The organism is Pseudomonas oleovorans subsp. oleovorans (genome assembly GCF_002197815.1).
Taxonomy (GTDB): Bacteria; Pseudomonadota; Gammaproteobacteria; order Pseudomonadales; family Pseudomonadaceae; genus Aquipseudomonas; species Aquipseudomonas oleovorans.
Genome location: NZ_NIUB01000002.1, coordinates 168,378 through 193,922 on the forward strand (window position 1 = coordinate 168,378; position 25,545 = coordinate 193,922).

Sequence of the window (25,545 nt, forward strand, 5' to 3'; positions counted from 1 at the left end):
ACGAGGCGCGCAGCCCTGGCGCTGTCAGCCTTCATAGAAGGGGTAATCAATGTAACCTTTCTCGGTACCACCATACATGCTGCTGGCATCCACTGGGTTTAGCGGCCAGCCATTGGCGATCCGTTGCGGAAGGTCTGGATTGGCAATGAAGGGGCGACCGAAGGCAATTAAGTCAGCCCAACCGGCTTCGATCGCTGCGGCAGCGCGCTCCGCCGTGTACCGCCCCGCATACATAATGCGACCACTGAAGACCTCTCGTACCGCGTTGCGGAATGTAGCTGGCAACTCCGGAGCCTCATCCCAGTCTGCTTCGGCCAGCGACAAGTAAGCGACACCGATTTCCTCGAGTACCTTGACGGCCTCGATGTACGTCTCGTGTGGATTATCTTCCAAAAGGCCCAGATAGACCCGAAGCTCATCGGTGCTTGCGAACAGTGGAGCAAATCGCACGCCCAAACGATCAGCGCCCACCACGTCAGCGACAGCGTGTGTTATCTCGCGCAGGAATCGCAGGCGGTTCTGCAGGCTTCCACCATATTCATCCGTGCGGCAGTTGGTGTGTGCTGAAATGAATTGATTTACCAGATAACCATTGGCGCAGTGCAGTTCTACCCCATCGAAACCAGCCTCTAAAGCATTACGCGCTGCTGTGGCGTAGAGCTGGACGAGCTCTTTCACCTCTGCAGTGGAAAGCGCCCTTGGCTCAGACGGATCCGCCAGGGTACCCGTACCAGGCCCCGTTTCGATGAACACTTTCACGCTACGGGCTGGCAGTGCTGATGGCGCTACAGGAGCATCGCCATTTGGCTGCAGCGAGGTGTGGGACACCCGGCCAACGTGCCAAAGCTGCGCAAAAATTACGCCGTCCTCTGCATGTACCGCTTCGGTGACCTTCTTCCAGCCTTCGATCTGTTCTTGACTGTGAATTCCCGGGGTCCAAGCATAGCCCTGGCCTCGCGGCTCGATCTGAGTTCCTTCTGTGACCATGAAACCCGCACTGGCTCGTTGTCGATAGTAGGTAGCCATCAAGTCGTTGGGAATGTTCCCCGGCTGCGAGCTACGCGAGCGAGTGAGCGGCGGCAACACAATACGATTACGGAGGTCATAGGGGCCGATCCTTGTCGGGCTAAACAGTTTGTTGATACTCATTATTAAATCCAGATATCTAAAAATACAGATCTAGCGAGACGCTTCGCCTCGCTTCTGAGACGGCTTTAGCTCAACGCGCTTCCAGTAGGAGAGTTGATTGAGGGACTGCCGAATGGCAGCAACTCTAACCCATATATCTAGAAATGCAAATATATAGATTCAAAGACCATCCCCGAGAACCTGGAGTGCTTCGCAACCCTGCACACGGAGAATGCCCTGCCGCTGGGAGTGGGGCAGCGTGTCGCTCCTGGCTTTCAACAATGTTCAGCCAAGGCTTCCTCCCCACATACCCGAGGTACACCGACAGCAGGAGCCATGCAGCCAGGGGAACCAAGACAAGGAACACCTATTTGGCGTCACGACTCAACGCAATCCGCTCTGCTCGTTAACGGTAGAGTTTCGCCAGTGCCAAACCTGATGGGCAGTCCCTCAAGGTGCCAGCCGTTCGCGAATCCAGGCCTCGCCCTTGAAGCGGTAATTGAGGCGGTCGTGCAGGCGGCTGGGACGACCCTGCCAGAATTCGATGCGTTCCGGCAGTAGGCGGTAGCCCCCCCAGTGCGGAGGGCAATGGGGAGTCTGGCCCTGGAAGCGTTTTTCGGTTTCCGTCAGCAGGCTTTCCAGCTCGGCGCGGTCGCGAATCACCTTGCTCTGTGGCGAGGCCCAGGCGCCGATACGGCTGCCCAAAGGACGCACCTGGTAATAGCCATCGGATTCGGCAGCGGTCACGCGCTCCACGCGGCCTTCGATGCGCACCTGGCGTTCCAGGCTGGGCCAGAAGAAGGTCATGGCGGCGAACGGGCGTGCTGCCAGTTGCCGGCCCTTGGCGCTGTCGTAGTTGCTGAAGAAGGTGAAGCCGCGCTCGTCGAGGCCCTTGAGCAGCAGTACCCGGCAGTGCGGGCGGCCGTCTTCGTCGACAGTGGCCAGGGTCATGGCGTTGGGTTCGACCGGCAGTTGCTCGGTCTTGACCGCGTCATCGAACCATTGACGAAACAGGGCAAAGGGTTCCAGCGGGGCCTGGGCTTCGCTCAGGCCGTCGCGGGTGTAGTCGCGGCGCATATCGGCCAGGGTTTGGGTCATGGCAATTCCTCAGGGCAGGGCCAGAAGCCAATCCGTCTGGTTTCTAGTGCCTGCCCGCGCAGGGTGGAAATGCCCGCAAGCTTACTCCGACTTGCTCACTTTTCCTTGATCTGCGGCAGCTACCTTGGGTGCATCCTTGAGCTCCGCCTTGGCCGGCTGGCTGTACTTGGCGATCAGACCCTGCATGGTGTCACGCGAAGTCAGGAGAATCTCCACGCGGCGGTTGAGTGCGCGACCGGCCGCGCTGTCGTTGGCCGCACGGGGTGCGTCGGAGCCCAGGCCCATGACCTGCAGGCGGTTTTGCTTGAGGCCGCTGAGGCGGAAGATGGACGTCACGGCCCGCGCACGCTGCTGGCTCAGGTCGCGGTTCTGGGCGTCGTCACCGCTGCTGTCGGCATGGCCGAGCACGACCACAGCAACGTCTTCGTCGCTTTCCAGCAACTTGGCTACGCGGGTGATGGGGCCGAGGCTGACCGGTAGCAGCATGTGCGGGCGATCCGGATTGAACGAGCCCTGTACCGGGGCGGTGACCACCAGCAGGTTTTCGCGGCGTTCGAACTCGAAGTGGCTGCCCTTGACCGCTTCACGCAGTTTCGGCTCGTACTCGTCGAGCCAAGCGCGGGTAACTTGAGGCGGTGGCATCACTGCCGGCTTGGCGACTTCCTTCTTTTCCGAGCCGGCGCAGCCCGCGATCAGCAGGCAGCAGGTAAAGGCAAAAATCTTGTTGGCACGCATGTAGCCCCCGGGGTCAAAACTAATGGTCGGATCGTTATGGTTGGTACTGAACGGCTGGCGCAAGTTTAGCCGTTTCAATCAGATACAGTCCGCAATCTGTCGCGCAAGTTTCTGCGCGCGGGGGTCCATCAAGACGAACGGTCCTAGATTGTTGGTGACGAAGCCGAATGCGAGGTCTCGTTCCGGATCGGCAAAGCCACTGGAGCCACCGGCACCGGGATGACCGAAAGCCTTGGCGCCCATGCCATAGGTGGCATTGGCTACGTCGGCCTGATCGAGCATGCAGCCCAGGCCGAAGCGGGTGCGAGTCAGCAAGGTTTTGTCGTCACCGACGCTGTGCTCGCGGGTCATTTCGCCCAGCAGGTCAGCATCGAGCAGGCTGCCGTCGAGCAGACCGGCATAGAAACCCGCCAGGCTGCGCGCGTTGCCATGACCATTGGCGGCCGGCTGCTGCATGCGCCGCCACTCCGGCTTGTTGGTACTGGTCATGATCGACGGCGGGTTGGTGAACGAGCGCGTGCTCATGGCTTGGGCGTCACTCATCATCACCTTGAGCAGGCGCTGCGCTGCAGCGTCGCCTAGATTGCCCTTGCCGCGAGCGATATGGGCGACGCGATCGAACTCGCTGTCCGCCAGGCCGACATGAAAATCCAGCCCCAGTGGCTTGGCGATGCGTGCAGCGATACTCTCGCCCGGGCCACGGCCTTCGATGCGGCGAATCAGCTCGCCAATCAGCCAACCGTAGGTAATAGGCGCGTAGCCATGGCCCTCCCCCAACGGCCACCAGGGTTCCTCTGCCGCCAGCGCAGCGGTCATGGTCTGCCAGTCATACAACGCTTCGGCGGGCAGTGCCTGGCGCAGCGCCGGCAAGCCGGCCTGGTGGCAGAGCAGGTGACGCACGCTGATGCGTGCCTTGCCGGCTGCAGCGAACTCGGGCCAGTAGCGCGCCACCGGTGCATCCAGATCGAGCTTGCCCTCGCCGACCAGTTGCAGGGCCGCCACGGCGGCAAAGGGTTTGGTGCAGGAAAACAGGTTGGCGATGGTGTCGCTGTGCCAGGCCTGCTGGCCGTCCTTGTCCATCACGCCAGCCCACAGGTCGACCACGGTTTCCCCGCCGACTTTCACGCACAGGGCCGCGCCCCGTTCCTGCGCATCCTCGAACAGAGCGGCGAATGCGTCCCTCACCGCTTCGAAGCGCAAGTCGAAATAGCCCTGAATCTGCACGCTGATCTCCCGTTTCGCTGCTTGGCTCTAAGCTGTCAATGGTGACAGCCGTTTATCATGCAATGTTCTGAAACTTCATAAAATAGCGATGCTCGATTGGTTTTTCCTATGATGAAATAAATGCGGCCTGATATGACCAATACGCCCTGAATAGCGCAGCTACGGTGCGTACGTATTCGTCAGGCCGCCTTGGATTCGACGCTCGGCACAGGAGAAACGAGTGCTCTACCTACTGTCCCTGATCGCCCTGGCTGCCATCATGGCACCCGGCCTGACGCGCCTGTTGGGTGCTCGCACAGGTTGGCTGCTGATGTTGGCGCCGCTGGCGGCCTTCGTCTGGTTCGTCCAACAGATTCCGCTGATCGCCGACGGTGGCGCGGTGATGCAGAGCCTGAGCTGGATTCCGGCACTGGGCATCAACCTGAGCCTGCGCCTGGACGGCCTCTCGCTGGTTTTTGCCCTCTTGATCAGCGGCATCGGCAGCCTGATCGTGCTGTACGCCGGCAGTTACCTGTCCAGCCACGCCCACCTCGGTCGCTTTCATGCCTACTTGCTGGTGTTCATGCTGGCGATGCTCGGCCTGGTGCTGGCCGACGACCTGGTGGCGATGTTCGTGTTCTGGGAGCTGACCAGTATCGCCTCCTTCCTGTTGATCAGCTTTCAACACGACAAAGCCGTCTCGCGCCGGGCGGCGCTGCAGGCGCTGCTGATCACTGGTGGCGGTGGTCTGGCATTGCTGGCGGGGCTGATTCTGCTCGGTGGCGCGACGGGCAACTGGCAATTCTCCAACCTCAGCGCCGAGCAGATCGAAGGCCATGTGCTGCTGCCGGCGATCATCGCCCTGGTGCTGCTGGGCTGCTTCACCAAGTCGGCGCAGGTGCCCTTCCACCTGTGGCTGCCCAACGCGATGAACGCACCGACGCCAGTGTCGGCCTACCTGCACTCGGCAACCATGGTAAAAGCCGGCATCTATCTACTGGCCCGCCTCAACCCAGTGCTCGGCGGCTCCGTCGGTTGGGGCACGCTGCTGATTACCTTCGGCGCGGCCACTGCCGTGCTCGGCGCCTTCCTCGCCTTCCGCCAGACCGACCTCAAACGCCTGTTGGCGTACACCACGGTCACCGTGCTGGGCCAGCTGACCATGCTGATCGGCACCAACACCAGCTATGGCCTGCAGGCGTTCGTGCTCTATCTGGTGGCGCACTCTTTATATAAGGGCGCGCTGTTCATGGCGGTCGGCGCCATCGATCACGCCACCGGCACCCGCGAGTTGGCACGCCTTGGCGGCCTGATCCGCTTCATGCCACTGACCGGCGCAGCCGTGGCGCTGGCAGCGTTCTCCAACGCCGGCTTGCCGCCGTTCTTCGGCTTCATCGCCAAGGAATTCAAGTACACCGGCCTGATCGAGATGGGTCATATCGGCTGGGCGGTGACGCTGGTGATGATCCTTACCAACGCCCTACTGTTCGCTGCTGCCGGCCTGGTCTTCCTGCAGACCTTCCTCGGCAAGCGCGGCGACTATCCGCGCACGCCGCACGAAGTCGGCCTGCCGATGTGGCTGGGGCCGATGCTGCTGGCCATCGGCGGTTTCCTCCTCGGCGCCTGGAATGCCTGGCCGGAAACCTGGCTGGTGAACAACGCGGTGCAAGCCGTGGCGCGCGGCCCGGTGGATGTGCACCTGTATTTGTGGGGCGGCATCACTCCAGCGCTGTTGGCCAGCTTGCTGACCGTATCGCTGGGCGTGCTGTTCTACGTGATGCGCGACCGCGTACGGCAGGCGCTTGATCGTGCCAACGCGGCCTGGAATGTCAGCGGCGATCTGATCTGGGACCGCCTGCTCAAGCGCGTCTTCCATTTCGCCGGGCTGCTCGCCGCGCGCTTCCAGCATGGCTCGCTGCGCCAGCATCTGGTGCTGCTGGCTCTGGCAGTCGGCGGCCTATTGACGGTCGGTCTGCTGCCGGCGCTGCCGCAACTGCTGCAGGGCACCTACAGCCCGATCTCGCCACTGGGCCTGGCGGGCTGTCTGATGGCACTGGCTGGCGGTGTGGCAGCGGCGTTCCTGCCTGGCCGCCTGACCTTGCTGGCCGCGCTCGGCGCCTGCGGTCTGGGTCTGGCGCTGGTGTTCATCTCGGTCAATGCACCGGATGTGGCGATGACCCAGCTGATGGTGGAAACCCTCAGCCTGATCTTCCTCGCTCTGGTGTTTCGCAAGATGCCCACGGTGCCAGCCAGCGGCGCCCGCACCCCCTGGAAGCGCCGCCTGCATGCCGGCGTGGCGATTCTCTTCGGCCTCAGTGTGACTGGCGCCCTGCTGCTCGCAGTGAGCCTGCCGCTACCGGGCGACATCGCCCAGTGGTATCAGGACAACAGCCTGCCGGGTGGTCATGGGCATAACGTGGTCAACGTGATTCTGGTGGACTTCCGCGCCTTCGACACCCTCGGCGAAATCCTCGTGGTCGCGCTCTCCGCCCTCGCCGCAGCCAGCCTGCTGGGCACCGGCCAACGCGTCGGCAATGAACACAGCGGCGAAGACGCCTTCAATTCGCCACTGCTGCGCCAGGGCCTGCGCCCGCTGGCCTGGCTGATGCTGGCTGGCTCGCTGCTGCTGCTGTGGCGCGGCCACAACCTGCCGGGCGGTGGTTTCATCGGTGGCCTGGTGGCGGCCTGCGGCCTGATTCTGCTGGTGCTGACCTATGGTCACGGACAGATTCGCCGCGTACTGCCCGTGGCCCCCGCGCAGTTGATCGGCATTGGCCTGGGCTGCGCGGCGGGCGCCGGTATCCTCGGGCTGATCGCCGGCAGCGCCTTTCTCACCGGTCTGTGGACTTTCCCCGGCGGCTTGCCGCTGGGTACGCCCCTGCTCTTCGATGTCGGCGTATTCCTCACCGTGTTCGGCTCCGCCCTGCACATGATCGACAAGCTCACGGGAGTTCGCCAGTAATGGAATGGCTAGCTGCAATCACCACTGGTGGCCTGGCGGGTCTGGGCCTGTGGATGCTTCTGGATCGCAACCTCAAGCGCGTCGTGCTGGGCGTCGTGGTCCTGGGTAACGCAATCAACCTGGGGGTTCTCACCGCCGGACGCTTCTTCGGCGAACGCCCGGCCTTCGTCGAGGCTGGCAACGCAGCCAGCACGGCCAACCCGTTGCCGCAGGCGCTGGTACTGACCGCCATCGTCATCGGTTTCAGCCTGTTCATCTTCGCCCTGGCGCTGCTCAAGCGCACCCGCGAACTGCATGGCGACAAGACCACCGACTCAGTCAGCGCAATCACCGAGCAACCGGCACCGGACTGGCACGACAGCGAGCACGAACAGGACGCCCATGGTACGGAGGCTCGCCGATGAATCACGCGTTACTCGTTGCGCCGGTCCTCGTTCCCCTTTGCAGCCTGCTGCTGGCGATCATCCTGCGCCGCCACCTGCAGGCCGTGCGCGTGCTCAGCCTGAGTGGCACCGCACTGCTGCTGGCTGTAGGCCTGGTGCTGGTCTGGCAGGCCGCACAAGGCGTGGTGCTCAGTGGTCAGGTGGGCAACTGGCAGGCGCCGTTCGGCATCAGCCTGGTGATCGACCGGCTGTCGGCGGTAATGATCGCCATCAGTGCCCTGGTCGCGCTGGTCACCCTGCTCTATGGCGTGGCCAAGGACAACGACAGCACCATCGGCCGCGACTTTCACCTGTTCATTCAGGGTCTGCTGACCGGCATCTGCGGCGCCTTCATCACCGCCGACATCTTCAACCTCTATGTCTGGTTCGAGGTGCTGCTGATCGCCTCCTTCGCCCTGATGGCGCTTGGCGGCGGCAGCCGCCGGCTGGCCGGCAGCATGACCTACGTAGCACTGAACCTGTTCGCCACGCTGATCTTCCTGCTCTCCGCCGGCCTGGTCTACGGCGCCAGCGGCACGCTGAACATGGGTGAGCTGGCCATGATCATGCGCAGCGGTGAGGCGCCACCGGGCGTGACGCCGGCGCTGCTGCTGATGCTGCTGTCGTTCGCCATCAAGGCTGCGCTGTTCCCGGTGTTCGGCTGGCTGCCGGCCACCTATCACGTCGCCCTGACAGCCGTGTCGGCGATGTTCGCAGGGCTCCTGACCAAGGTCGGCGTCTACGCGCTGATCCGCCTGGTGACCCTGCTCTGGCCGGAGCATGGCCTGCCGCATCAACTGCTGCTGTGGGTCGCCTGCGCCACCATGCTGGTGGGTGTGCTGGGCGCGGCGGCGCAGACCGAGGTGCGCCGGATCCTGTCGTTCCACATCGTCAGTCAGGTCGGCTACATGATCCTCGGCCTCGCCCTGGCCACCCCGCTGGCGCTGGCCGGTGCAGTGTTCTACCTGATCCACCATATCGTGGTGAAGGCCAACCTGTTCTTCATCGGCGGCCTGGCGGCACGCATCTGCGGCTCCGAGCGCCTGGCCGACATGGGCGGGCTGTACAAGCGCATGCCCTGGCTGGCGCTGCTGTTCGCCATTCCGGCGCTGTCGCTGGCGGGTATTCCGCCGCTGTCCGGTTTCTGGGCCAAGTTCCTGCTGGTCAAGGCCAGCCTGGATGCCGCTGCCTGGTGGGCGGCGGGCATCGCCCTGCTGACTGGCGTGTTCACCCTGCTGTCGATGAACAAGATCTGGAACGAAGCATTTCTCAAGCCTCATCCACGCGGTGAAGAGGCGCTGCAAACGGTTACCGGCATACGCGCGGCGTGGCTGGGCATGAGCGCCCTGGCACTGCTGACCGTGCTGATCGGCCTCGGCGCCGGCCCGCTGATCGACTACGCCGTAGCGGCCGCCGCGCAGCTCGCCGACCCGCAGGCCTATCTGCAACCCTTTACCGGCGCAGGAGGGACCTGATGCTGTTTATCATCCATTTGCTGGCCAGCGTCGGTCTGGCCTGGAGTCTCGGCGCCGGCCACCTCGGTGGCGGTCTGCTGGCCTTCGCCCTGCTCTACCTGCTCGCTCGCCTGCTGGGCCTGGCAATCGGGCGCCTGCGCCGTTACGCACGCAGCCTGGAGCATGGTGTGAGCTTCTGCTTGTGGTTCATTGCCCAGGTGTTCCTCGCGACTTACCACGTCGCCACTCTAGTGCTGGCGCGTCGGGTCGATGTGGAACCAGCAGTGCTTGCCTACCCGGTGACCCGCCGCGAAGTGGACAAGGTGACCCTGCTCGGCACCCTGCTGACCCTGACGCCCGGCACCCTGGTCCTGGAGTATGACCAGGACCAGGGCCTGCTTTATATCCATGCACTCGATGCCCGTCACCGCGAGGACGTGACCGACGCGCTGGCCGAGCTTGAGCGCCGCCTGCTGGCCTGGCTCGACGCGGGCAAAGCCGAAGGAGTGAATCCATGACCTTGCATCTGGCCGGCGCCGCCTGGGTACTACCCCTGGCAGCAGTCCTGCTCGCGCTGAGCGGACTGATCATCTTATATCGCCTGTTGCGCGGGCCGAGCCGCCCGGATCGCGCGGTGGCCATCGATGCCCTGACCCTGCTGGCGGTCGCCGCCATGGCGCTGCTGTGCCTGATGCGCGGTGAGGCGCTGTTCATCGACGTCGCCGTGCTGCTGGCACTGGTGTCGTTTCTTGGAACGGCAGCCTTCGCCTTCCTGTTCGACGACGCCCACAGCCAGATACCGGACAAGAGAGAGGAACGCCCATGAACGACGTACAAGCCTGGCTGGCCTCGCTGTTGGTGCTGAGCGGTGCAGTGATCTCTCTGCTCGGTGCAATTGGCGTGCTGCGCCTGCCCGACAGCTACAGCCGCATGCATGCGGCGAGCAAGGCCGGGGTTCTCGGCGCCGTCCTGCTACTGGGCGCAGTGGCCTTGGCCAGCAGTGGCGAGCTGGCCCTGGAGGCCTTTATCGGCCTGCTGATTCTGCTGGCCAGCGCCCCGCTGGCGGCGCACGCCATCGCCCGCGCCGCGCACCGCGCCGGCATTCGGCCGACGCTGGGGCGCTTGGGCGATGAGCTGGAGCAGCGCAACAGGGATGGTGAATAGATCAGTCAGTCGATCTGCCGGCGGAACGGCGGCAACGCATTGAGAATGGCCTTGCCGTAGCGCTGAGTAACCACACGCCGATCCAGCAGAGTGATGGTGCCGCGATCAGCCTCGGTACGCAGCAGGCGACCGCAGGCCTGCACCAGGCGCAGCGAGGCGTCCGGCACGGCGATTTCCATGAAGGGATTGCCGCCACGCGCCTCGATCCACTCGGCCAGCGCCGCTTCCACCGGATCATCCGGCACGGCAAAGGGTATCTTGGCGATCACCACGTGCTCGCAGTAGGCACCCGGCAGATCGACACCTTCGGCGAAACTGGCCAGGCCGAACAGCACGCTTTCCTCACCTGAATCGACGCGTGCCTTGTGCTTGTTCAGGGTCTCCTGCTTGGACAGGTTGCCCTGGATGAACACCCGTTTGCGCCAGTCGCGATCCAGGCCGTCGAACACGTCCTGCATCTGCTTGCGCGAGGAAAACAGCACCAGCGTGCCGCGACTGCCGGCCACAAGGTTCGGCAGCTCGCGGATGATGGCCGCCGTGTGCGCAGCCGCCTCGCGCGGGTCGGCCTTCAGATCCGGTACCCGCAGCAAGCCGGCATCGGCATGATGGAAGGGGCTTGGCACTATCGCCGCGACCGCCACCTTGGGCAACCCGGCACGCATGCGATAGCGATCGAAGGTGCCCAGCGCGGTCAGGGTCGCAGACGTCACCAAGCAGCCATGGGCAACATTCCACAGGTTGCGGCGCAAGGTCTCGGCGGCGAGGATCGGGCTGGCGTTGACCTCGATGTCGAACAGCGCACCGCTCTCGGCCAGGGTCAGCCAGCGCGCCATGGGCGGGCTTTCCTCGGGGTCTTCAGCGGTGAAAGCCAGCCACAGCTCCCAGTTGCCCTTGGCTCGCGCCATCAGGCTGCCGAACAGCGGATACCACTCCTCGGCCTGGTGGCTGGCGATACCCACGGCGCCCTCGCCGTCCATGGCCTCCTTGAGCAGCTCGGTAACGCCGGTGAACAGGTCATTGAGCTTGGAGAAGCCCTTCTTCAGCTCCAGCCCCAACTCAGTCAGGTGCTCCGGCACCACACCGCCGACGAAGCGGTGACGCGGGCGCTCGCGGCCTTCCATGTCTTCGCCGGCCTTGAAGTCGGCGATTTCTTCGCAGGCGGTGAACATGAACTGCTGCTGGGTCTTGAGCTCGCGGGCCAGCTCCGGCACCTGTTCGATCAGGCGGCCGAGATCGCCCGGCAACGGGTTCTGCGCCAGCAGCTTGGTCAGGTTCTTGTCGATCTGGGTCAGCCAGTCGGCGGTGGAACGCAGGCGAGTGAAATGGGCGAAGTGGCCGATGGCCTTGTCCGGAAGGTGATGGCCCTCGTCGAACACATAGATGGTCTCGCGCGGGTCAGGCAGTACTGCGCCGCCGCCGAGCGCGAGGTCGGCTAGCACCATGTCGTGGTTGGTGACGATCACGTCGACCTTGCCCATGCCCTCGCGCGCCTTGTAGAAGGCGCACTGCTGGAAATTCGGGCAGTGGCGGTTGGTGCACTGGCTATGGTCAGTGGTCAGTTGCGCCCAGCGCACGTCCTCCAGTTCCTCCGGCCAGCTGTCACGGTCGCCATCCCATTTATTGCCGGCGAGCTTCTCGATCATCGCGGTGAACAGCTTCTGACCCTGTTCATCCACATCGATGCGAAAACCTTCTTCCTCGAACAACTGCGCGGTGGCGCTCTGCGCGGCGCCGTCCTGCAGCAGGTGGTCAAGCTTGGACAGGCACAGGTAGCGGCCACGACCCTTGGCCAGGGCGAAGCTGAAGTTCAGGCCGCTGTTGCGCAACAGATCCGGCAGATCCTTGTGCACGATCTGCTCCTGCAGGGCGACCGTCGCGGTGGCGATCACCAGACGCTTGCCGGCAGCCTTGGCCGTGGGAATGGTGGCCAGGCTGTAAGCCACCGTCTTACCGGTACCGGTGCCCGCCTCGACCGCGACCACGGCCGGATCACCCAGACGTTTGCCCTCGTCATCGGTCTTGATGGTGCCGAGCACCTTGGCGATCTCGGCGATCATCAAGCGCTGGCCATAGCGCGGCTTGAGCGACTTGGCCTCGAGAAAGCGCGAATAGGCGCCCTGGATCTGGGACTTGAGTTCGGTACTGAGCATGGATTCTGAAACGAAAAAGGCTGGATAAATTTTCAGTATTCGCGGAGCGGCCGCTATCATAGCGCGCCTGTCGATCTGGCGCTGAGTCGCGTGCCAATCGAATGAACCGACCTGCCAAACGGCCCCCTGGAGATACCGCATGACACCCTACGCACCACTCTATGCGCTACACCTGCTGGCCGCCGTCGTATGGGTTGGCGGGATGTTCTTCGCCTGGATGATCCTGCGCCCGGCGGCGGTGGACATACTGGAGCCGCCAGCACGCCTGCGCCTATGGCTGAGTGTGTTCAAACGTTTTTTCGTCTGGGTCTGGATAGCGGTAGCAGTCCTGCCCCTGACTGGAGTCGGCATGCTGCACATGAGCTACAGCGGTTTCGACGCCGCGCCGCGCTACGTGCACGTCATGATGGGTCTGTATCTGGTGATGCTCGCCCTGTTCCTGCGTATTCAGGCGCTGCAGCTGCCGCAGCTGCGGCGCGCCGTGGAGAGCGAGAACTGGCCTGCAGGCGGCGAGGCACTGGGGCGGATTCGCAAGGTGGTCGGCAGCAACCTGCTGATCGGCCTGGCACTGATGACGCTGGCGGCCATGCGCCCGGTATTCTGACTGGCGCTGCTGCCTTGCGAACCAAGGCAGCAGCAATTATTCAGAACCGAAACACCTGCACGGCACCACTGCGGCCCGCCGCACCTTCGCGCCCAGGCTGGCCAGGCTTGCCATCGGCCGCACCCTCTACGCCGTAGAGCAGGCAGCCCTTGGCAGCGCCCCCACGACCGGGGCGCCCCGCCGAACCGGCGGCACCACCCGCGCCGCCATCGAGCAATACCTGCATGCGCTCGACCTCGACATGGTGCGGCACCTCCAGCACCACGCTACCGCCTGCAGCACCTTCATGCCCATCGGTGCCGTCCTGACCATCGTGGCCAGCACTGGCCTGACCCCAGGTGCAACCACCCGGCTGCCCATGCGCGCCATCGAGCCCGGCATAACCCGGTCTGCCCTGACCACCGCGCACATCGAGAGTCAAGGATTCGAATGTCAGCTTGTGCAGCTTGAGCTTGATCTCCCGCCCAGGCGTGGCTGGCCGGGTGTAAGTACCAGCGGCACCTTTGGCGCTGATCCAGGCGCCCGGGCCGACATTGGCGTCCTCTACCACCAGTCGCAGTGGCTGATCGCTGGGCGCAACGCCAATATGCGCGTCGCGGCCCATCAGCAACTCACCGATATGCAACTCGGTCACCGTTGCCGGGATCATCAGGGTCGCCTGATCCGCCACTTCCAGCCGTTCGAGCTGCAGGCTGCTACTGGCGACCGGCAAACGCATCAGCGTATTGGACGCCACCGTGACCTGCGTAGCGGCCAACGACGGACCTGCGAACAGGCAGAGCAACAGAGCGAGACTACGCATGAGCCGCCTCCTCGAGCACTGTAGCAGCAGCGCTTTCAGGCCCTTGCTCGGCCTTCAGCGGATAGAGGTGAAAAATGCCGAACAGCAGGACCTGTACACGATCCAGCCAGGGGCTAGCGCGACCGGACAGGAGGTCTGAAAACAGCCACAGTTGCACGCCATGCAGCAACGCAAGAAAGGCCGCGAGCACATAGACGAGTTGTTCGAACGGGGTACCGAAACGCTTGGCCAGCGCCGCCCCGAATACCAGCCAGAAGGCCAAGGCCAGTACCTTGCCCATCGTCAACAATGTTTTCATCCCCGCCCTCTTGCGCAGCTATTTTCTAATTAGCGCTGCACGTTACCCCCTCGCAACAATGACCACCAGAGCGACGAATATTTTTTAACGACTTTGTTTATCACCCGCGAACGCCAGAGTGCCCCGCTGCATCCGTCATGGGCGCGGCCCACTATCAGCGAGGAGGTGCAGGTACAAGGAAGATTGCGCGCAAGCCGCGGTCAGCGGCAGATTCCACACAAGAAAAGGCCCGACCGATGAAAATCGGCCGGGCCTTTTCGGGTGACGCCTTATCCGGTTGAGCGAAGCGCCTTACGGCTGAGCTTCGACCTCGGCTTCCACGCGACGGTTGATGGCGCGACCATCAGCAGTGGCGTTGTCGGCAACCGGGCGGCTCTCGCCATAACCCACTGCCTGCACACGGCTGGACTCGACACCGTACTGGTTGACCAGAACGTCACGCACGGCACTGGCACGGCGCTCGGACAGGCCCTGGTTGTAAGCATCGCTGCCCACGGAGTCGGTGTGACCTTCAACCACGGTGCTGGTCTGCGGGTACTGTTTCATGAAGTCGGCCAGGGCTTTGATGTCGCCATAGCTTTCCTGCTTGACCTCGGCCTTGTCGAAGTCGAACTTGACGTCCAGTTCGACACGGACGGCTTCGGCCGGCTCGGCAACGGCGACCTCCTCGACAACGACTTCTTCGACGACGACAACCTGCTGCGCTTCGGCACCATGTACCCAGCAGTAGGCGGCAGCCATACCGGCACCCACCAGCGCACCACCACCAGCCCAGGTAGAGCTTTCGATTGCCCCTAACGCCGCACCACCAACACCGCCTACAGCTGCGCAAGTGGGCCAGTCGGTTTTCTGCAGGCCGGCGCAACCGGTCAGCAAGGTACTAGCCAGAATCAGGGGTACTGCGTTCCTTGTGATACTCATACTTTAGGTCTCCAATGTTCATCGGCCCATAACCGACTCGATAGTAGTAAAGACAGGAGTTGTACAATCCGCCAGCTATAGCTTCTGCGGATAATTTTCTCTCACTCTAGGCCTGATACCGACACCACGTTAGTCTTTGCAGACTTTTCGAGGAAGTTCGATGACCGCCAGCCTTAGTACCCGTACTCCACAACAAGCCATTGCGGCACTGCTTGCCCGCTATGCCCGCGAGAAACTGCTGTTACTCGGCGCAAGCGAACTGCCCGCAGTCAGCGCCTTTCACAGCGCCCACCCGCAGTGTCAGGTCACCACCGCACCTGCTGCTCCCCTGGCACCGGAACTGGCCGCACAGCGCTTCGACCTGGCAATTCTGGTCGACTGTCTGGAGCACTTACCCAAACGCGATGGACTGCAACTACTGGGTGGCATTCGCAACCTCAACGCCAGCCGGGTCGCCGTGTTGCTCGACCTCAAAGCAGGTGATTGGCAGGAAACCGACTTTTTCGCCCTGGCCATGCAAGCCAGTGAGCAGTTCCAGCGCGAGGGACAGACCCTGCATCTGTTCACCTATGATCTACTCGATTACAAGCAAGTTCCCGATTGGTTGAACGCGAAGTTCTGGGCTAATCCACAAAACTTCGGCAAATACTGGTGGTAGAGCGATGAACCCACTCGATCCCAATTGCCCTTGTGGCAGCGGTAATTCGCTGAGCCAGTGTTGTGGTCACTATCACGCGGGTACCCACGCGCCCAGCGCGGAACTGCTGATGCGCTCGCGCTACAGCGCCTATGTACTGGGCCTGGTGGATTATCTGGTGGCCACTACCCTGCCCGTCCAGCAGCCGGCGCTCGACCGCGACGCGATGGCTGCCTGGAGCGCCCAAAGCACCTGGCTCGGCCTGGAAGTCGAAGGCAGCGAAGTATTCGCCGGCAAGCCAGAACATACCCAGGTCAGCTTCGTCGCCCGCTGGCACGATGACAACGACGAACATCGTCACCGCGAATGCTCCGCTTTCGTTCAGGTGGACGAACGCTGGTTCTTCCTCGACCCGACGGTGCCACTGAAAGCCGGACGCAATGATCCTTGCCCCTGCCAGGGCGGGCAGAAGTTCAAGAAGTGCTGTGCGCCCTACCTGAATGCCTGATTAGTGTTAATCCTGCTTTCTGCTTGAGTTGATACGTCCCGCGAGGACACTCAACAAGGAGAAAGCCATGCACAAGAAAAGTGGTATCGCTCGGCGGCCAACGTACGCGTGACACGCAATGGAGAACGCATTCACGCCAATTTCGACGGCACGCCAACGGATTACGGCAAGTCCCTGCTGCAATTGCTCGATGCCGGTGATCTGGCCTACCAGGGAGCCAGCCAGCTCAATAGTGACGGTAAATGGCAGTACAACTGGTTCTTCTTCCTGCCCCTGGGCATGGCCCTGGAGAACCGCAAGAGCGTCGAACTGCTGCACTTCCCACCGGACTACTCACTGACTCAGGCTCAGGATTATCTGCGTTCGAGCACCACAGATCGCTGAGCCTCGCTGCTCAGTTTCAATGGCGTACAGCCGGAACACACCCCCGCTTACCAGACCATCATCGACATCGCACCCATTGCCGCCCCGGCCAGTGCCGGCAGTGCCCTGGAAGGCGTTTATGGCTACTTCACCAGCTATCAGCGGCGCATGGTCAGCGAGCTCAGCGGCGGCTCTGGCGATACCCGCCTGCCGATGGTCGCCTTTGGTGCGCCGGTGCGCAGTTGGATCACGCAGCAATACGGGGTGAATCTGCCGGTGCTGGGCCTCGGCCAGATAGAGGCGAGGCCTGGACAGTAGGTCCCCGTGCTCGGCGCCAATCATCCAAGCTATATCTGGTATGCGGCCGATCCGGCCAACAACAAGGGCAGCGAGGCTGCCGCCAACGCAGCAGGGATCAAGGTCATGGGGCAGGATCTGAGCGCCGCCTGCTGGCAGGCCAACATGGGCCGGCAACCGGCAGTTGATCCGCAGCAAACGCTCAATACCTGCACAGAGAAATGGCAGGTGACGGAGAAACTGCAAACCTGCGAGCTGTTCTTCACCAGCGTGCGTAACCTCAAACTGAAGAGGCCGCCGCCAAGTGCAAGGCGGGCTAGCAGCCCTGAGCGCAAAAACGCCGTGGTTGCCTGGGCAGCTCACGGCGCTTGATTGCCTGCAGGACAATCAATCCTGCAGTTTCAGGTGCGAAGTATCCGGCGCAGGAGCCGGAGCTGCAGGCTTGGCTTGCCCCATATCGCTACCGACGGGGGCCAGACTGAACTGCGAAAGATCGACCTGTGGTGCTGCAGCGTCGGGTCTGGCGTCTTGCAGATTGCTGCCCACCGGAGCGATATCGAAATCCGGGGCATCCACATCACTGAACGCGGCCATGTACTCATCTCGTGGCGCGACCTGCAGGCGACCCGGCCTTGTCGCAGCGGGGATGACTACCGGCGCAGGTTCCGACTGTACGGGCGGTGGCGGAGCCAGCTCGATCTCCTCGATCACCACATCCATATCGACGACCTCGACCCGAGCGCCGGCCCGCTCCAGCGTCGCGCGGTACTTCTCCGCCCCGGCGGCGTCGAGATTGTTCTTGATCACGATGCGGCGCCCGGAGAACAACTGAGCGATGCGCTGAGCATCGGCCTGGAACAGCTTGGCCATATTGGCTTTGACCAGCTCCGGCTGGGCGCCCGGCACCAATTGCCCGGAGAAGGCGATCTCGTAGCGACTCATGGTCACACTCCTGTCCTATTCGCCGCTCAGTATGGCGCAGGTTCCTTTGCCCCGACACTGCAGGCTTCTCATTCATGCTCTCCCGAACCTCGACAGCACCAGACCACCCCACTAACTCATTGAAAATAATGAGTGCTTACCCGTTGCAGCCAAGCGCTTGCTTGTTACACTGAGCCGCAACGGGGGTGTGAAATGCTTTCTCAGGCGCAAATGATAAGAACTATCAGCCTATTGATGTTTTTTGGCCTGCTTTCAGGCCTACCAGGATGTTCCACCTGGATGACAGGTGGTTTCAAGGACCCGGACGTCCAACTCATCAAAGTTGATGTGGTCAAGGCCAGGCTGCTCGAACAGGAGTTCCGCCTGCGCTTTCGAATCGACAATCCCAACGGCGTCAGCCTGCCGGTGCGCGGGCTGGACTACAACGTCCATCTCAATGGTATCCAGCTGGCCGAGGGCCACTCCAACGAGTGGTTCACCGTGCCCGCCCACGGCCACCACACCTTCGAAGTACCGGTGCGCACCAACCTCTGGCGCCATGTGCGGCAGATCGTCAAGGCACTGGAAAAACCGGACATGCCGATTCGCTATAGCCTCAAGGGTGAGGTAAAAACCGGCATGTTATTCGGCCGAAGCGTGCACATGGCGCGTAATGGCGAGATAATTCCCGGCGATTTCATCCCCGAATAACCTGCACGAGTAACACCATGAGCAACCAACCCCACGTCCACGGCCCTGACTGCAACCATGACCACGATCATCACGATCACGACCATGTGCACGGCCCGCACTGCAACCATGGCCATCAGGAGCCGGTGCGCAACGCGCTGAAGGATGTCGGCCGTAACGATCCTTGCCCATGCGGCAGCGAGAAGAAGTACAAGAAGTGCCACGGCGCCTGAACCGCGCATGAGCGCCTTGAACCTGACCCTGCTGCTTGGCGGCCTGCTGCTGATCGCAGCGCTGGCCGCCTATGCCTGGCACCTGTGGCGCCGCGTGTGGGCTAACCAGCGCGCCCGTGACGAAGCGCAACAGGAGCGCCAGCAGCGTCTCGGTGGCGATCTGAACATCCTCGCCAGCAGCCTGCTCGACGAGCAGTTGCCGTTGATCGAAGGCGCCATCCGCATCAAGGTGCTGCTCGATAACTATGACAGTGCCCTGAGCAATGACAGCCACTGCCAGGTGTTCCATCTGCTCTTCGAAGCCACCGCCGAGGTGCCTACCCATGCAGCCTGGAAGGCTCTGGACAAGGCCGAACGGCGGCGCTTCGAAAAACGCTTCAACGAGCTGGAACTGCAGCACAAGGCCGCTGCGCGTGTCGCTGCACGCTGGTTGCTGGATGAAGGGTTGAAGAGGCCTCAGGCGAACGTCTGAGAGCGCTTTCAGCGCAGCATTGTCAGCGCACAGCAGACTTTCAACGGTTCTCAGGCCTCTTGCCAGGCACCCCCAGCCTCATTACCTTGGCGCCTTTGTGGCCGGTCCCTGCTTGACCGGCCTCGACCGTCCGCACACCAAGGAAATTCGCCATGCGCACGCTGGCCTGCCTGACTCTCGCCGCCTCACTGACCAGCCTCGCCGGCTGCCAGTCCCTGCTCAATAGCCGTTATGCCGACAGCGTGCCACCGACGCGCGGCGTCGAGCGCATTCAGGGCGTGGCAGAAAGTGCATCGGTGCGACGCAATGCCCTCGGCATGCCACTGATCGAATCGAGCAATTTCCACGACGCCCTGTTTACCCTGGGCTACGTGCATGCGGGTGATCGTCTCAGCCAGATGGTCGGCATGCGTCTGCTGGCTCAGGGCCGCCTGGCCGAAATGGCAGGGCCCGGCGTGCTGGAAATGGACCGGTTCATGCGCGCGGTCAACCTGAAAAAGAGTGCGGAAATTCTCTACGCCGACGCCTCGCCACGCCTGAAGCGTTTCTTCGAGGTCTATTCGCGTGGCGTCAACGCCTATATGTTCCGCTACCGCGATCGTATGCCGATGGATCTGGCCGAGTCCGGCTACCGTCCCGAGTACTGGAAGCCCGAGGACTCGGTGCTGTTGTTCTGCCTGCTCAACTTCGGTCTGGCGGTGAACATGCAAGAAGAGATCGCCGCGCTGACCATGGCCCAGCGCGTGGGCACCGACAAGCTGCCCTGGCTGCTGCCGATCTACCCAGACGAGCCGCTGCCCTTCGCCGAAGCAGAAAAACTCGCCGGTCTCGACCTCAAGGGCCAGCTACCGGGCCTGCAGGCGATTTCCCGCACCGCGGCGCAGATCGCCGAACAGCACATGCTCGGCGTCGCCGCCTCGAACAACTGGGCCATCGCCCCGCAGCGTAGCCGTGGCGGCAAGAGCCTGCTGGCCAATGACACGCACCTGCCACTGAGCATGCCCTCGCTGTGGAATTTCGTGCAGATCCGCTCGCCCAAATACCAGGCTGCGGGCGTGTCCCTGGCGGGTGTGCCGGCCGTGGTCGCCGGCTACAACGGCAAGCTGGCCTGGGGCATGACCATGGTCATGGGCGACAATCAGGACATCTACCTGGAGCGCATCAAGCGCGAAGGCAGTCGCCTGATGTACCAGGCCGACGGCAAGTGGCTGCCGGTCAGCGAACGCCAGGAGACCTTCTTCATCAAAGGTCAGCGCCCGATCCGCGAAACGCTTTACGAGACCCGCAACGGGCCGCTGCTCAACTCGGTACTGGGCGAACGCAAGCATATGCTGCAACCCCTGGCGCTGCAGAGCGGCTACGGCCTGGCGCTGAAAACCACCCAGTTCGAGCGTGACCAGAGCCTCGACGCCTTCTTCGACCTGTCGCGAGCACAGTCGGTGGACCAGGCCTTCGAGGCGACGCGGGAGATCCGCGCCATGCCGCTGAACATCGTCTTCGCCGACGCCCAGCATATCGGCTGGCAGGTCACCGGGCGCTACCCGAATCGCCGCGAAGGTCGTGGCCTGCTGCCCTCCCCCGGCTGGGACGAGCGCTACGCCTGGGACGGCTTCGCTGACCCGATGCTGCACCCTTATGATCAGGACCCGCCGCAAGGCTGGCTGGGCACCGCCAACGAACGCAGCGTGCCGCCCGGTTACGGCATGCAACTGTCCAGCTCCTGGTACTACCCGGAACGCGCCGAACGCATCGCCGAGCTGGCCGGCAATGGCCGTCACGATGGCCGCAGCATGATCGCCATGCAGTACGACCAGACCTCACCCTTTGTCGCCAAACTGCAGGCCATGTTCAATGACCCGGCCATGCACGACTCGCTGCGCCAGGCCATCGCGGCCCTGCCGGCTGACCAGCGCGCACGTGCCGATGAAGCCCTGAAGCGCCTGCTGGCGTTCGACGGCAAGCTTGCCGCCAGTTCGGCCGATGCCGCCATCTACGGCGCCTTCCTGCATGAAAGCGCACGGCAGATCTTCCTCGACGAACTGGGCCCGGAAGACAGCCCGGCCTGGCAGGCGCTAGTGCAAGCCGCCAACACCTCCTACTCGGCGCAGGCCGACCACCTGCTCGGCCGTGCCGACAGCCCCTTCTGGAATGACATCCGCACGCCAGAGCAGGAAGACAAACCGACTATCCTCGCGCGCAGCCTGGCCGCCAGCATCGAGCTGCTGGAGAGCCGATTGGGCGCCGAGCGTCGCAACTGGCAATGGGGCAAGCTGCACACCTATGAGTGGGTGACCGACACCACGCGCATGGCGCCTTACATGAGCGCCAGCCAGCGCAGCAGCATCAACGCCTTGAAAGGTTATCTGGATCGCGGCCCCTATCCGGCCGGGGGCGACCACAGCACGCTGAACGTCTCTGCCTACGCCTGGGGCCAGGACTTCAATACCTTCCTCATCCCGGCCATGCGTATCGTGGTGGATTTTGCCGCCGACGAGCCGTTGGTCGGCGTCAACAGCGCAGGGCAGTCGGGCAACCCAGCCAGCCCACACTACGCCGACGGCATCGAGGCATGGCTCAAGGGCGGCTACATGAGCTTCCCGTTCAAGGCGGAAAATCTGGACAAGGTCTATGGCAACCAGCGCCTGTTGCTGATGCCGGCAAAGTAATGACCGTTCGTCGGGCGGCGCTGAACCTTTGCCTCAGCGCCCCACTCTGAATATTCGACTTACTCCATAGATCATCGTTTTAAGGCGCCCTTGGCGCCTTTTCTTTTGCCCGAAGAAAAAGATGGCTTTTTTCCATCACCGAATGGAACTTCTCGGACAAAGCAGGTTCAGAGACTATGCATCGATTGAAATGCTCCCCTGGCGCCTCTGGCGCCTATTTTTTGCCTGCAATTCGGGAGCATCTGCTAAGCCAGCAGGCTGCGGTCGAAGATAAACGCCTCACCCGCGTGCGGGCTATGCGCCAGCAGATTCTGCGGCCGCCCCATCTTCGGGTAATTCTTCTCGCCGGTATCACTGATCCAGCCTTGCGCCTTCATCCGTTCCAGCCTCCCGCGCAAGGTGGTGTGCTGCACCGGCTCGCCCAGACAAGCCTGGAACGCCGTCAGCGCTTCGGTCACGGTAAATCGCGGCGCCAGCAGGTACAGCGGCAGCGAGCTGTACACCGACTTGCCGCGCAGCCGCTCGGCTGCCAGGCGCACCAGTTGCGTATGGTCGAATGGCAACGCCTGCTGCCCGGCAGTGACGCGCGACAGATCGACGAAGCGCAAACTTTCATCCTGCGGCTCGGCGTCGGGTGCCAGCAGCGCCAGATAGCAGGTGCTCAGGGACCAGCCACGTGGATCTCGCAGACCATTACCCACCGTCGCCACCTGCTCCAGATACTGCGGTTGCAGGCGTGCCTTGTCCGCCAGCGCACGGGCTGCGGCGGCGTCCAGGCTGGCATCGGCGCAACGACCGTTGACCAGCACGCCCGGTAGCGCCCATTGCCCGGCGTAGGGTTCGCGCTGGCGACGCAGCAGCAGCACCTGCAACGCCCCCTCCTCGCTCAGGCGCAGGGCAACGATATCCACCCCGGCCAGCACTTCCACTGCACTCATCCCGTCCCTTGCTCCTTCATCTACTTATTTCATCTTGACCAATAACTCATATTTTTTCACGCAGGATTTGGTGAAAACGCTTGACTACATATTTCATCAGATGAAATATGTAGTCACTCACCCACGAGAAGGAGGCGCACCATGAAGATCGCCAGCTTCGACGTCGACGCCCAGAAAGGCTTCACCCCGCTGTGCCCCAGCGAGCTCCCCGTACCCGAGGGCGATGCCATCGTCCCGGCGCTGAACCAACTGGCCGCACGCGCCGAACTGCGCATTGGCAGCAAGGATGCCCATAGCCCGCAGGCGGCCTGGGTCGTCGACACACACGATGAGATGTTGCGCCCCCTGCCGCTGGCCAATGCCGACCTGACCTGGGTCAGCCACTGCGTGCCCGGTACGCCCGGCTTCGAATTGCTCGATGGCCTGCCCGCGCCGCTGGATTACCACTACTTCGTGTGGAAAGGCGTTGAGCCGGACCTGCACCCTTACGGCGCCTGCTATCACGACCTGGCCGAGAAGCGCAGCACGGGCGTGATCGAATTTCTTCGGCAAAATGGCGTCGACCTTGTACTGGTGGGCGGCCTGGCCCTGGACTACTGCGTCAAGACCACCGCCCTGCAGCTGCGCCGCGCCGGCTTCGAGGTGATCGTGCATCTACCGGCCTGCCGAGCCATTGCCAGCGAAACGGCCGAAACCGCCTGCATCGCCATGCGCGAACAGGGCATCACACTTGCCACCAGCCTGGAACAGCTGGATGACACCCTCGCCAAGGAGAACCTGCGATGAGCGAGAGCATCTTCGCCGAGCGCACCGTGCAGAATCTGCTGGACACCGACTTCTACAAGCTGACCATGATGCAGGCGGTGCTGCACAACTACCCCAACGCCGAAGTGGAATGGGAGTTCCGCTGCCGCAGTAGCGAGGATCTGACGCCCTACCTGGCCGAAATCCGCTACCAGATCGAACGCCTCAGCGAGCTGAGCCTAAGCGTCGACCAGCTCGCCTTTCTCGACAGCATTCCCTTCATCAAGCCCGACTTCATCCGCTTTCTGAGTTTGTTCCGCTTCAACCTGCGCTACGTGTACACCAGCATCGAAGACGGCCAGTTGAACATCCGCCTGCGCGGTCCCTGGCTGCACGTGATCCTCTTCGAAGTACCGCTGCTGGCCATCGTCAGCGAAGTGCGCAACCGCTATCGCTACCGCGAAGTGCTGCTCGAACAGGCCGCCGAGCGCCTGTACGAGAAGCTCGATTGGCTCAAGGCCGAAGCCTCGCCGAGCGAACTGGCCGGCTTCCAGCTGGCTGATTTCGGTACTCGCCGGCGCTTCTCTTACCGCGTGCAGGAGCAGGCGGTGCATATCCTCAAGCGCGACTTCCCCGGGCGTTTCGTCGGTACCAGCAACGTGCACCTGGCCCGCGAATTCGACCTCAAGCCCATTGGCACCATGGCCCACGAATGGTTGATGGCGCACCAGCAACTCGGCCCGCGCCTGATCGACAGCCAGATCGCCGCACTCGACTGCTGGGTGCGCGAATACCGCGGGTTACTTGGCATCGCCCTGACCGACTGCATCACCATGGATGCCTTCCTGGCCGATTTCGACCTGTACTTCGCCAAGCTCTTCGACGGCCTGCGCCATGACTCCGGCGACCCACTGGTATGGGCGGAAAAAGCTATCGCCCACTACGAGAAACTCGGCATCGACCCCAAAAGCAAGACCCTGGTGTTCTCCGACGGGCTCGACCTGCCCAAGTCGCTGCAGCTCTACCGTGCACTTTCCGGGCGAATCCACGTAAGCTTCGGCATCGGCACCAACCTGACCTGCGACATCCCTGGCGTCACTCCGATGAACGTCGTAATCAAGATGACCGCCTGCAATGGTCAGCCGGTGGCGAAGATTTCCGATACGCCTGGCAAGACCCAATGCCGCGACGAGAATTTCGTCAGTTACCTGAAACACGTCTTTCGCGTGACCCAGTGAGGACCCAGACATGAGCAACCGCCAAGCCGAAATCGCCGCCGCTCTCGACGTAGTGCCGCCGTTCGCCGATGAGGCAGCGCTGAGCGCCGAAATCGAACGGCGCAAGACCTTTATCAAGAACACCCTGAAGAATTCCGGCCTCAAGGTGCTTGTGCTGGGTATCAGCGGTGGCGTCGACTCGACCACGGCCGGGCGTCTGGCTCAGCTCGCGGTCGAGGAATTACGCGCCGAGAGCGGCGATAGCGCCTATCGCTTCATCGCCATGCGTCTGCCGCACAACACCCAGCATGACGAGCATGACGCACAGGATTCACTGCAATTCATCCGTGCCGACGAGAACACTACAGTCAACATTGCTGATAGCGTCCACGGCCTGGCCCAGCAGGTCAGCCACCTGGAGCAACTAAGCCATGTCCGACGCGACTTCGTACTGGGCAACGTCAAGGCCCGCATTCGCATGGTCGCCCAGTTCGCCATCGCCAACGCCAACAACGGCCTGGTGATCGGCACCGATCATGCCGCCGAGGCGGTCATGGGCTTCTTCACCAAATTCGGTGATGGCGCCTGCGACCTGGCCCCGCTGTCTGGCCTGGTGAAGAAACAGGTACGCGCCATCGCCGCACACCTGGGAGCACCGCAGCATCTGGTGATGAAAACGCCGACTGCCGATCTGGAAGAATTGCGCCCGGGCAAACCGGACGAGGAAGCCCATGGCGTGACCTATGCCGAGATCGACGCCTTCCTGCATGGCGAGACCGTCAGCGACGAGGCCTACGCCACCATCGTGCGCACCTACGACGCCACCCGCCACAAGCGCGAGCTGCCGCTGGTGCCTTGATCGCAGAGGGCAGAAACGAAGAAGCCGGGCAATGCCCGGCTTCTTCGTATCAGGAGGTT

26 protein-coding genes and 1 pseudogene are annotated in these 25,545 nt (G+C 62.8%); 17 read left to right on the forward strand and 10 right to left on the reverse strand.

Going from position 1 to position 25,545, the window contains the following annotated elements; all coding sequences use genetic code 11:
- Positions 1-24 precede the first annotated feature (24 nt).
- The 4 genes from PSOLE_RS01780 to PSOLE_RS01795 all read right to left on the reverse strand — a co-directional run bounded on the left by PSOLE_RS01780 (position 25) and on the right by PSOLE_RS01795 (position 4,185).
- The gene (locus tag PSOLE_RS01780; RefSeq protein WP_074860417.1) at positions 25-1,149 is read right to left on the reverse strand and encodes an alkene reductase; all 1,125 of its coding nucleotides are present in this window, start codon (positions 1,147-1,149) and stop codon (positions 25-27) included.
- A 429-nt stretch (positions 1,150-1,578) separates the two neighbouring features.
- Positions 1,579-2,226 (reverse strand): pyridoxamine 5'-phosphate oxidase, encoded by a 648-nt coding sequence (gene pdxH / locus PSOLE_RS01785; RefSeq protein WP_074860415.1) that lies wholly within the window; start codon positions 2,224-2,226, stop codon positions 1,579-1,581.
- A gap of 81 nt (positions 2,227-2,307) precedes the next feature.
- On the reverse strand, positions 2,308-2,961 hold the full coding sequence (locus PSOLE_RS01790; RefSeq protein ID WP_004423819.1) for an OmpA family protein: 654 nt from the start codon (positions 2,959-2,961) through the stop codon (positions 2,308-2,310).
- A 78-nt stretch (positions 2,962-3,039) separates the two neighbouring features.
- Complete coding sequence (locus PSOLE_RS01795) at positions 3,040-4,185, reverse strand: serine hydrolase domain-containing protein (RefSeq protein ID WP_074860413.1); 1,146 nt, start codon at positions 4,183-4,185, stop codon at positions 3,040-3,042.
- 220 nt (positions 4,186-4,405) lie between these two features.
- On the opposite strand from PSOLE_RS01795, the gene mbhE reads away from it, so the two are divergent.
- From mbhE to mnhG, 6 genes are read left to right on the forward strand one after another with little or no spacing between them, the layout of a single operon-like run.
- Entirely contained in the window at positions 4,406-7,126 is a 2,721-nt protein-coding gene (gene mbhE, locus PSOLE_RS01800) for a hydrogen gas-evolving membrane-bound hydrogenase subunit E (protein WP_074859796.1), read from the forward strand.
- Complete coding sequence (locus PSOLE_RS01805) at positions 7,126-7,530, forward strand: sodium:proton antiporter (RefSeq protein WP_074859793.1); 405 nt, start codon at positions 7,126-7,128, stop codon at positions 7,528-7,530. The genes mbhE and PSOLE_RS01805 overlap by 1 nt, the downstream gene beginning before the upstream one ends.
- A complete protein-coding gene (locus PSOLE_RS01810; RefSeq protein WP_074859789.1) occupies positions 7,527-9,023 on the forward strand; it encodes a proton-conducting transporter transmembrane domain-containing protein in 1,497 nt (498 codons plus the stop codon). The genes PSOLE_RS01805 and PSOLE_RS01810 overlap by 4 nt, the downstream gene beginning before the upstream one ends.
- On the forward strand, positions 9,023-9,520 hold the full coding sequence (locus PSOLE_RS01815) for a Na+/H+ antiporter subunit E (RefSeq protein WP_074859786.1): 498 nt from the start codon (positions 9,023-9,025) through the stop codon (positions 9,518-9,520). Before PSOLE_RS01810 ends, PSOLE_RS01815 begins: the two co-directional genes overlap by 1 nt.
- Complete coding sequence (locus PSOLE_RS01820; RefSeq protein WP_074859783.1) at positions 9,517-9,828, forward strand: monovalent cation/H+ antiporter complex subunit F; 312 nt, start codon at positions 9,517-9,519, stop codon at positions 9,826-9,828. The genes PSOLE_RS01815 and PSOLE_RS01820 overlap by 4 nt, the downstream gene beginning before the upstream one ends.
- The gene (gene mnhG / locus PSOLE_RS01825; RefSeq protein WP_074859778.1) at positions 9,825-10,166 is read left to right on the forward strand and encodes a monovalent cation/H(+) antiporter subunit G; all 342 of its coding nucleotides are present in this window, start codon (positions 9,825-9,827) and stop codon (positions 10,164-10,166) included. Before PSOLE_RS01820 ends, mnhG begins: the two co-directional genes overlap by 4 nt.
- A gap of 5 nt (positions 10,167-10,171) precedes the next feature.
- Here the strand turns inward: mnhG and dinG are convergent, their stop codons facing one another.
- Positions 10,172-12,316, reverse strand: a complete 2,145-nt coding sequence (gene dinG, locus PSOLE_RS01830; protein WP_074859774.1) for an ATP-dependent DNA helicase DinG — start codon at positions 12,314-12,316, stop codon at positions 10,172-10,174.
- Positions 12,317-12,455: 139 nt separating this feature from the next.
- On the opposite strand from dinG, the gene PSOLE_RS01835 reads away from it, so the two are divergent.
- Positions 12,456-12,920: a CopD family protein gene (locus PSOLE_RS01835; protein ID WP_059391908.1), complete on the forward strand. Its 465-nt coding sequence runs from the start codon at positions 12,456-12,458 to the stop codon at positions 12,918-12,920.
- Positions 12,921-12,960: 40 nt separating this feature from the next.
- Here PSOLE_RS01835 and PSOLE_RS01840 read toward each other — a convergent pair whose 3' ends face one another.
- From PSOLE_RS01840 to PSOLE_RS25095, 3 genes are all read right to left on the reverse strand, one after another.
- Positions 12,961-13,722 (reverse strand): hypothetical protein, encoded by a 762-nt coding sequence (locus PSOLE_RS01840; RefSeq protein WP_074859771.1) that lies wholly within the window; start codon positions 13,720-13,722, stop codon positions 12,961-12,963.
- Positions 13,715-14,020 carry a DUF1145 domain-containing protein gene (locus PSOLE_RS01845; protein WP_074859768.1) on the reverse strand — a complete coding sequence of 102 codons (306 nt, stop codon included), beginning with the start codon at positions 14,018-14,020 and terminating at the stop codon, positions 13,715-13,717. The genes PSOLE_RS01840 and PSOLE_RS01845 overlap by 8 nt, the downstream gene beginning before the upstream one ends.
- Before the next feature lie 291 nt (positions 14,021-14,311).
- On the reverse strand, positions 14,312-14,941 hold the full coding sequence (locus PSOLE_RS25095; protein ID WP_074859765.1) for an OmpA family protein: 630 nt from the start codon (positions 14,939-14,941) through the stop codon (positions 14,312-14,314).
- Positions 14,942-15,101: 160 nt separating this feature from the next.
- Here PSOLE_RS25095 and PSOLE_RS01855 point away from each other — a divergent pair, with 160 nt between their 5' ends.
- The 3 genes and pseudogenes from PSOLE_RS01855 to PSOLE_RS24510 all read left to right on the forward strand — a co-directional run.
- Positions 15,102-15,599 (forward strand): DUF6231 family protein, encoded by a 498-nt coding sequence (locus PSOLE_RS01855; protein ID WP_074859763.1) that lies wholly within the window; start codon positions 15,102-15,104, stop codon positions 15,597-15,599.
- A gap of 4 nt (positions 15,600-15,603) precedes the next feature.
- The gene (locus tag PSOLE_RS01860; protein ID WP_004423800.1) at positions 15,604-16,086 is read left to right on the forward strand and encodes a YchJ family protein; all 483 of its coding nucleotides are present in this window, start codon (positions 15,604-15,606) and stop codon (positions 16,084-16,086) included.
- Between the two features lie 90 nt (positions 16,087-16,176).
- Positions 16,177-17,066: pseudogene (locus PSOLE_RS24510) on the forward strand (hypothetical protein); the annotation flags it as partial.
- A gap of 67 nt (positions 17,067-17,133) precedes the next feature.
- On the opposite strand, the gene PSOLE_RS01870 reads toward PSOLE_RS24510, so the two are convergent.
- On the reverse strand, positions 17,134-17,688 hold the full coding sequence (locus tag PSOLE_RS01870; RefSeq protein ID WP_074859760.1) for a hypothetical protein: 555 nt from the start codon (positions 17,686-17,688) through the stop codon (positions 17,134-17,136).
- Between the two features lie 192 nt (positions 17,689-17,880).
- Between PSOLE_RS01870 and PSOLE_RS01875 the strand changes: the two genes are divergently transcribed.
- The 4 genes from PSOLE_RS01875 to PSOLE_RS01890 all read left to right on the forward strand — a co-directional run bounded on the left by PSOLE_RS01875 (position 17,881) and on the right by PSOLE_RS01890 (position 21,728).
- Positions 17,881-18,378, forward strand: a complete 498-nt coding sequence (locus tag PSOLE_RS01875) for an LEA type 2 family protein (RefSeq protein WP_172480661.1) — start codon at positions 17,881-17,883, stop codon at positions 18,376-18,378.
- A 17-nt stretch (positions 18,379-18,395) separates the two neighbouring features.
- Positions 18,396-18,590, forward strand: a complete 195-nt coding sequence (locus PSOLE_RS01880) for an SEC-C metal-binding domain-containing protein (protein WP_074859754.1) — start codon at positions 18,396-18,398, stop codon at positions 18,588-18,590.
- Positions 18,591-18,597: 7 nt separating this feature from the next.
- Positions 18,598-19,062 (forward strand): DUF2489 domain-containing protein, encoded by a 465-nt coding sequence (locus tag PSOLE_RS01885; RefSeq protein WP_074859751.1) that lies wholly within the window; start codon positions 18,598-18,600, stop codon positions 19,060-19,062.
- 152 nt (positions 19,063-19,214) lie between these two features.
- Positions 19,215-21,728, forward strand: coding sequence for a penicillin acylase family protein (locus tag PSOLE_RS01890; RefSeq protein WP_074859748.1), 2,514 nt, complete (start codon positions 19,215-19,217; stop codon positions 21,726-21,728).
- A 245-nt stretch (positions 21,729-21,973) separates the two neighbouring features.
- On the opposite strand, the gene PSOLE_RS01895 is transcribed toward PSOLE_RS01890, so the two are convergent.
- The gene (locus PSOLE_RS01895; RefSeq protein WP_074859745.1) at positions 21,974-22,666 is read right to left on the reverse strand and encodes an NUDIX domain-containing protein; all 693 of its coding nucleotides are present in this window, start codon (positions 22,664-22,666) and stop codon (positions 21,974-21,976) included.
- A gap of 141 nt (positions 22,667-22,807) precedes the next feature.
- Between PSOLE_RS01895 and PSOLE_RS01900 the strand changes: the two genes are divergently transcribed.
- Genes PSOLE_RS01900 through nadE form a run of 3 tightly spaced genes read left to right on the forward strand, consistent with a single transcriptional unit; the run spans position 22,808 to position 25,486 of the window.
- A complete protein-coding gene (locus PSOLE_RS01900) occupies positions 22,808-23,452 on the forward strand; it encodes a nicotinamidase (RefSeq protein WP_074859741.1) in 645 nt (214 codons plus the stop codon).
- On the forward strand, positions 23,449-24,648 hold the full coding sequence (gene pncB, locus PSOLE_RS01905; protein WP_074859739.1) for a nicotinate phosphoribosyltransferase: 1,200 nt from the start codon (positions 23,449-23,451) through the stop codon (positions 24,646-24,648). Before PSOLE_RS01900 ends, pncB begins: the two co-directional genes overlap by 4 nt.
- A gap of 10 nt (positions 24,649-24,658) precedes the next feature.
- Positions 24,659-25,486: an ammonia-dependent NAD(+) synthetase gene (gene nadE / locus PSOLE_RS01910; protein WP_074859737.1), complete on the forward strand. Its 828-nt coding sequence runs from the start codon at positions 24,659-24,661 to the stop codon at positions 25,484-25,486.
- Positions 25,487-25,545 lie beyond the last annotated feature (59 nt).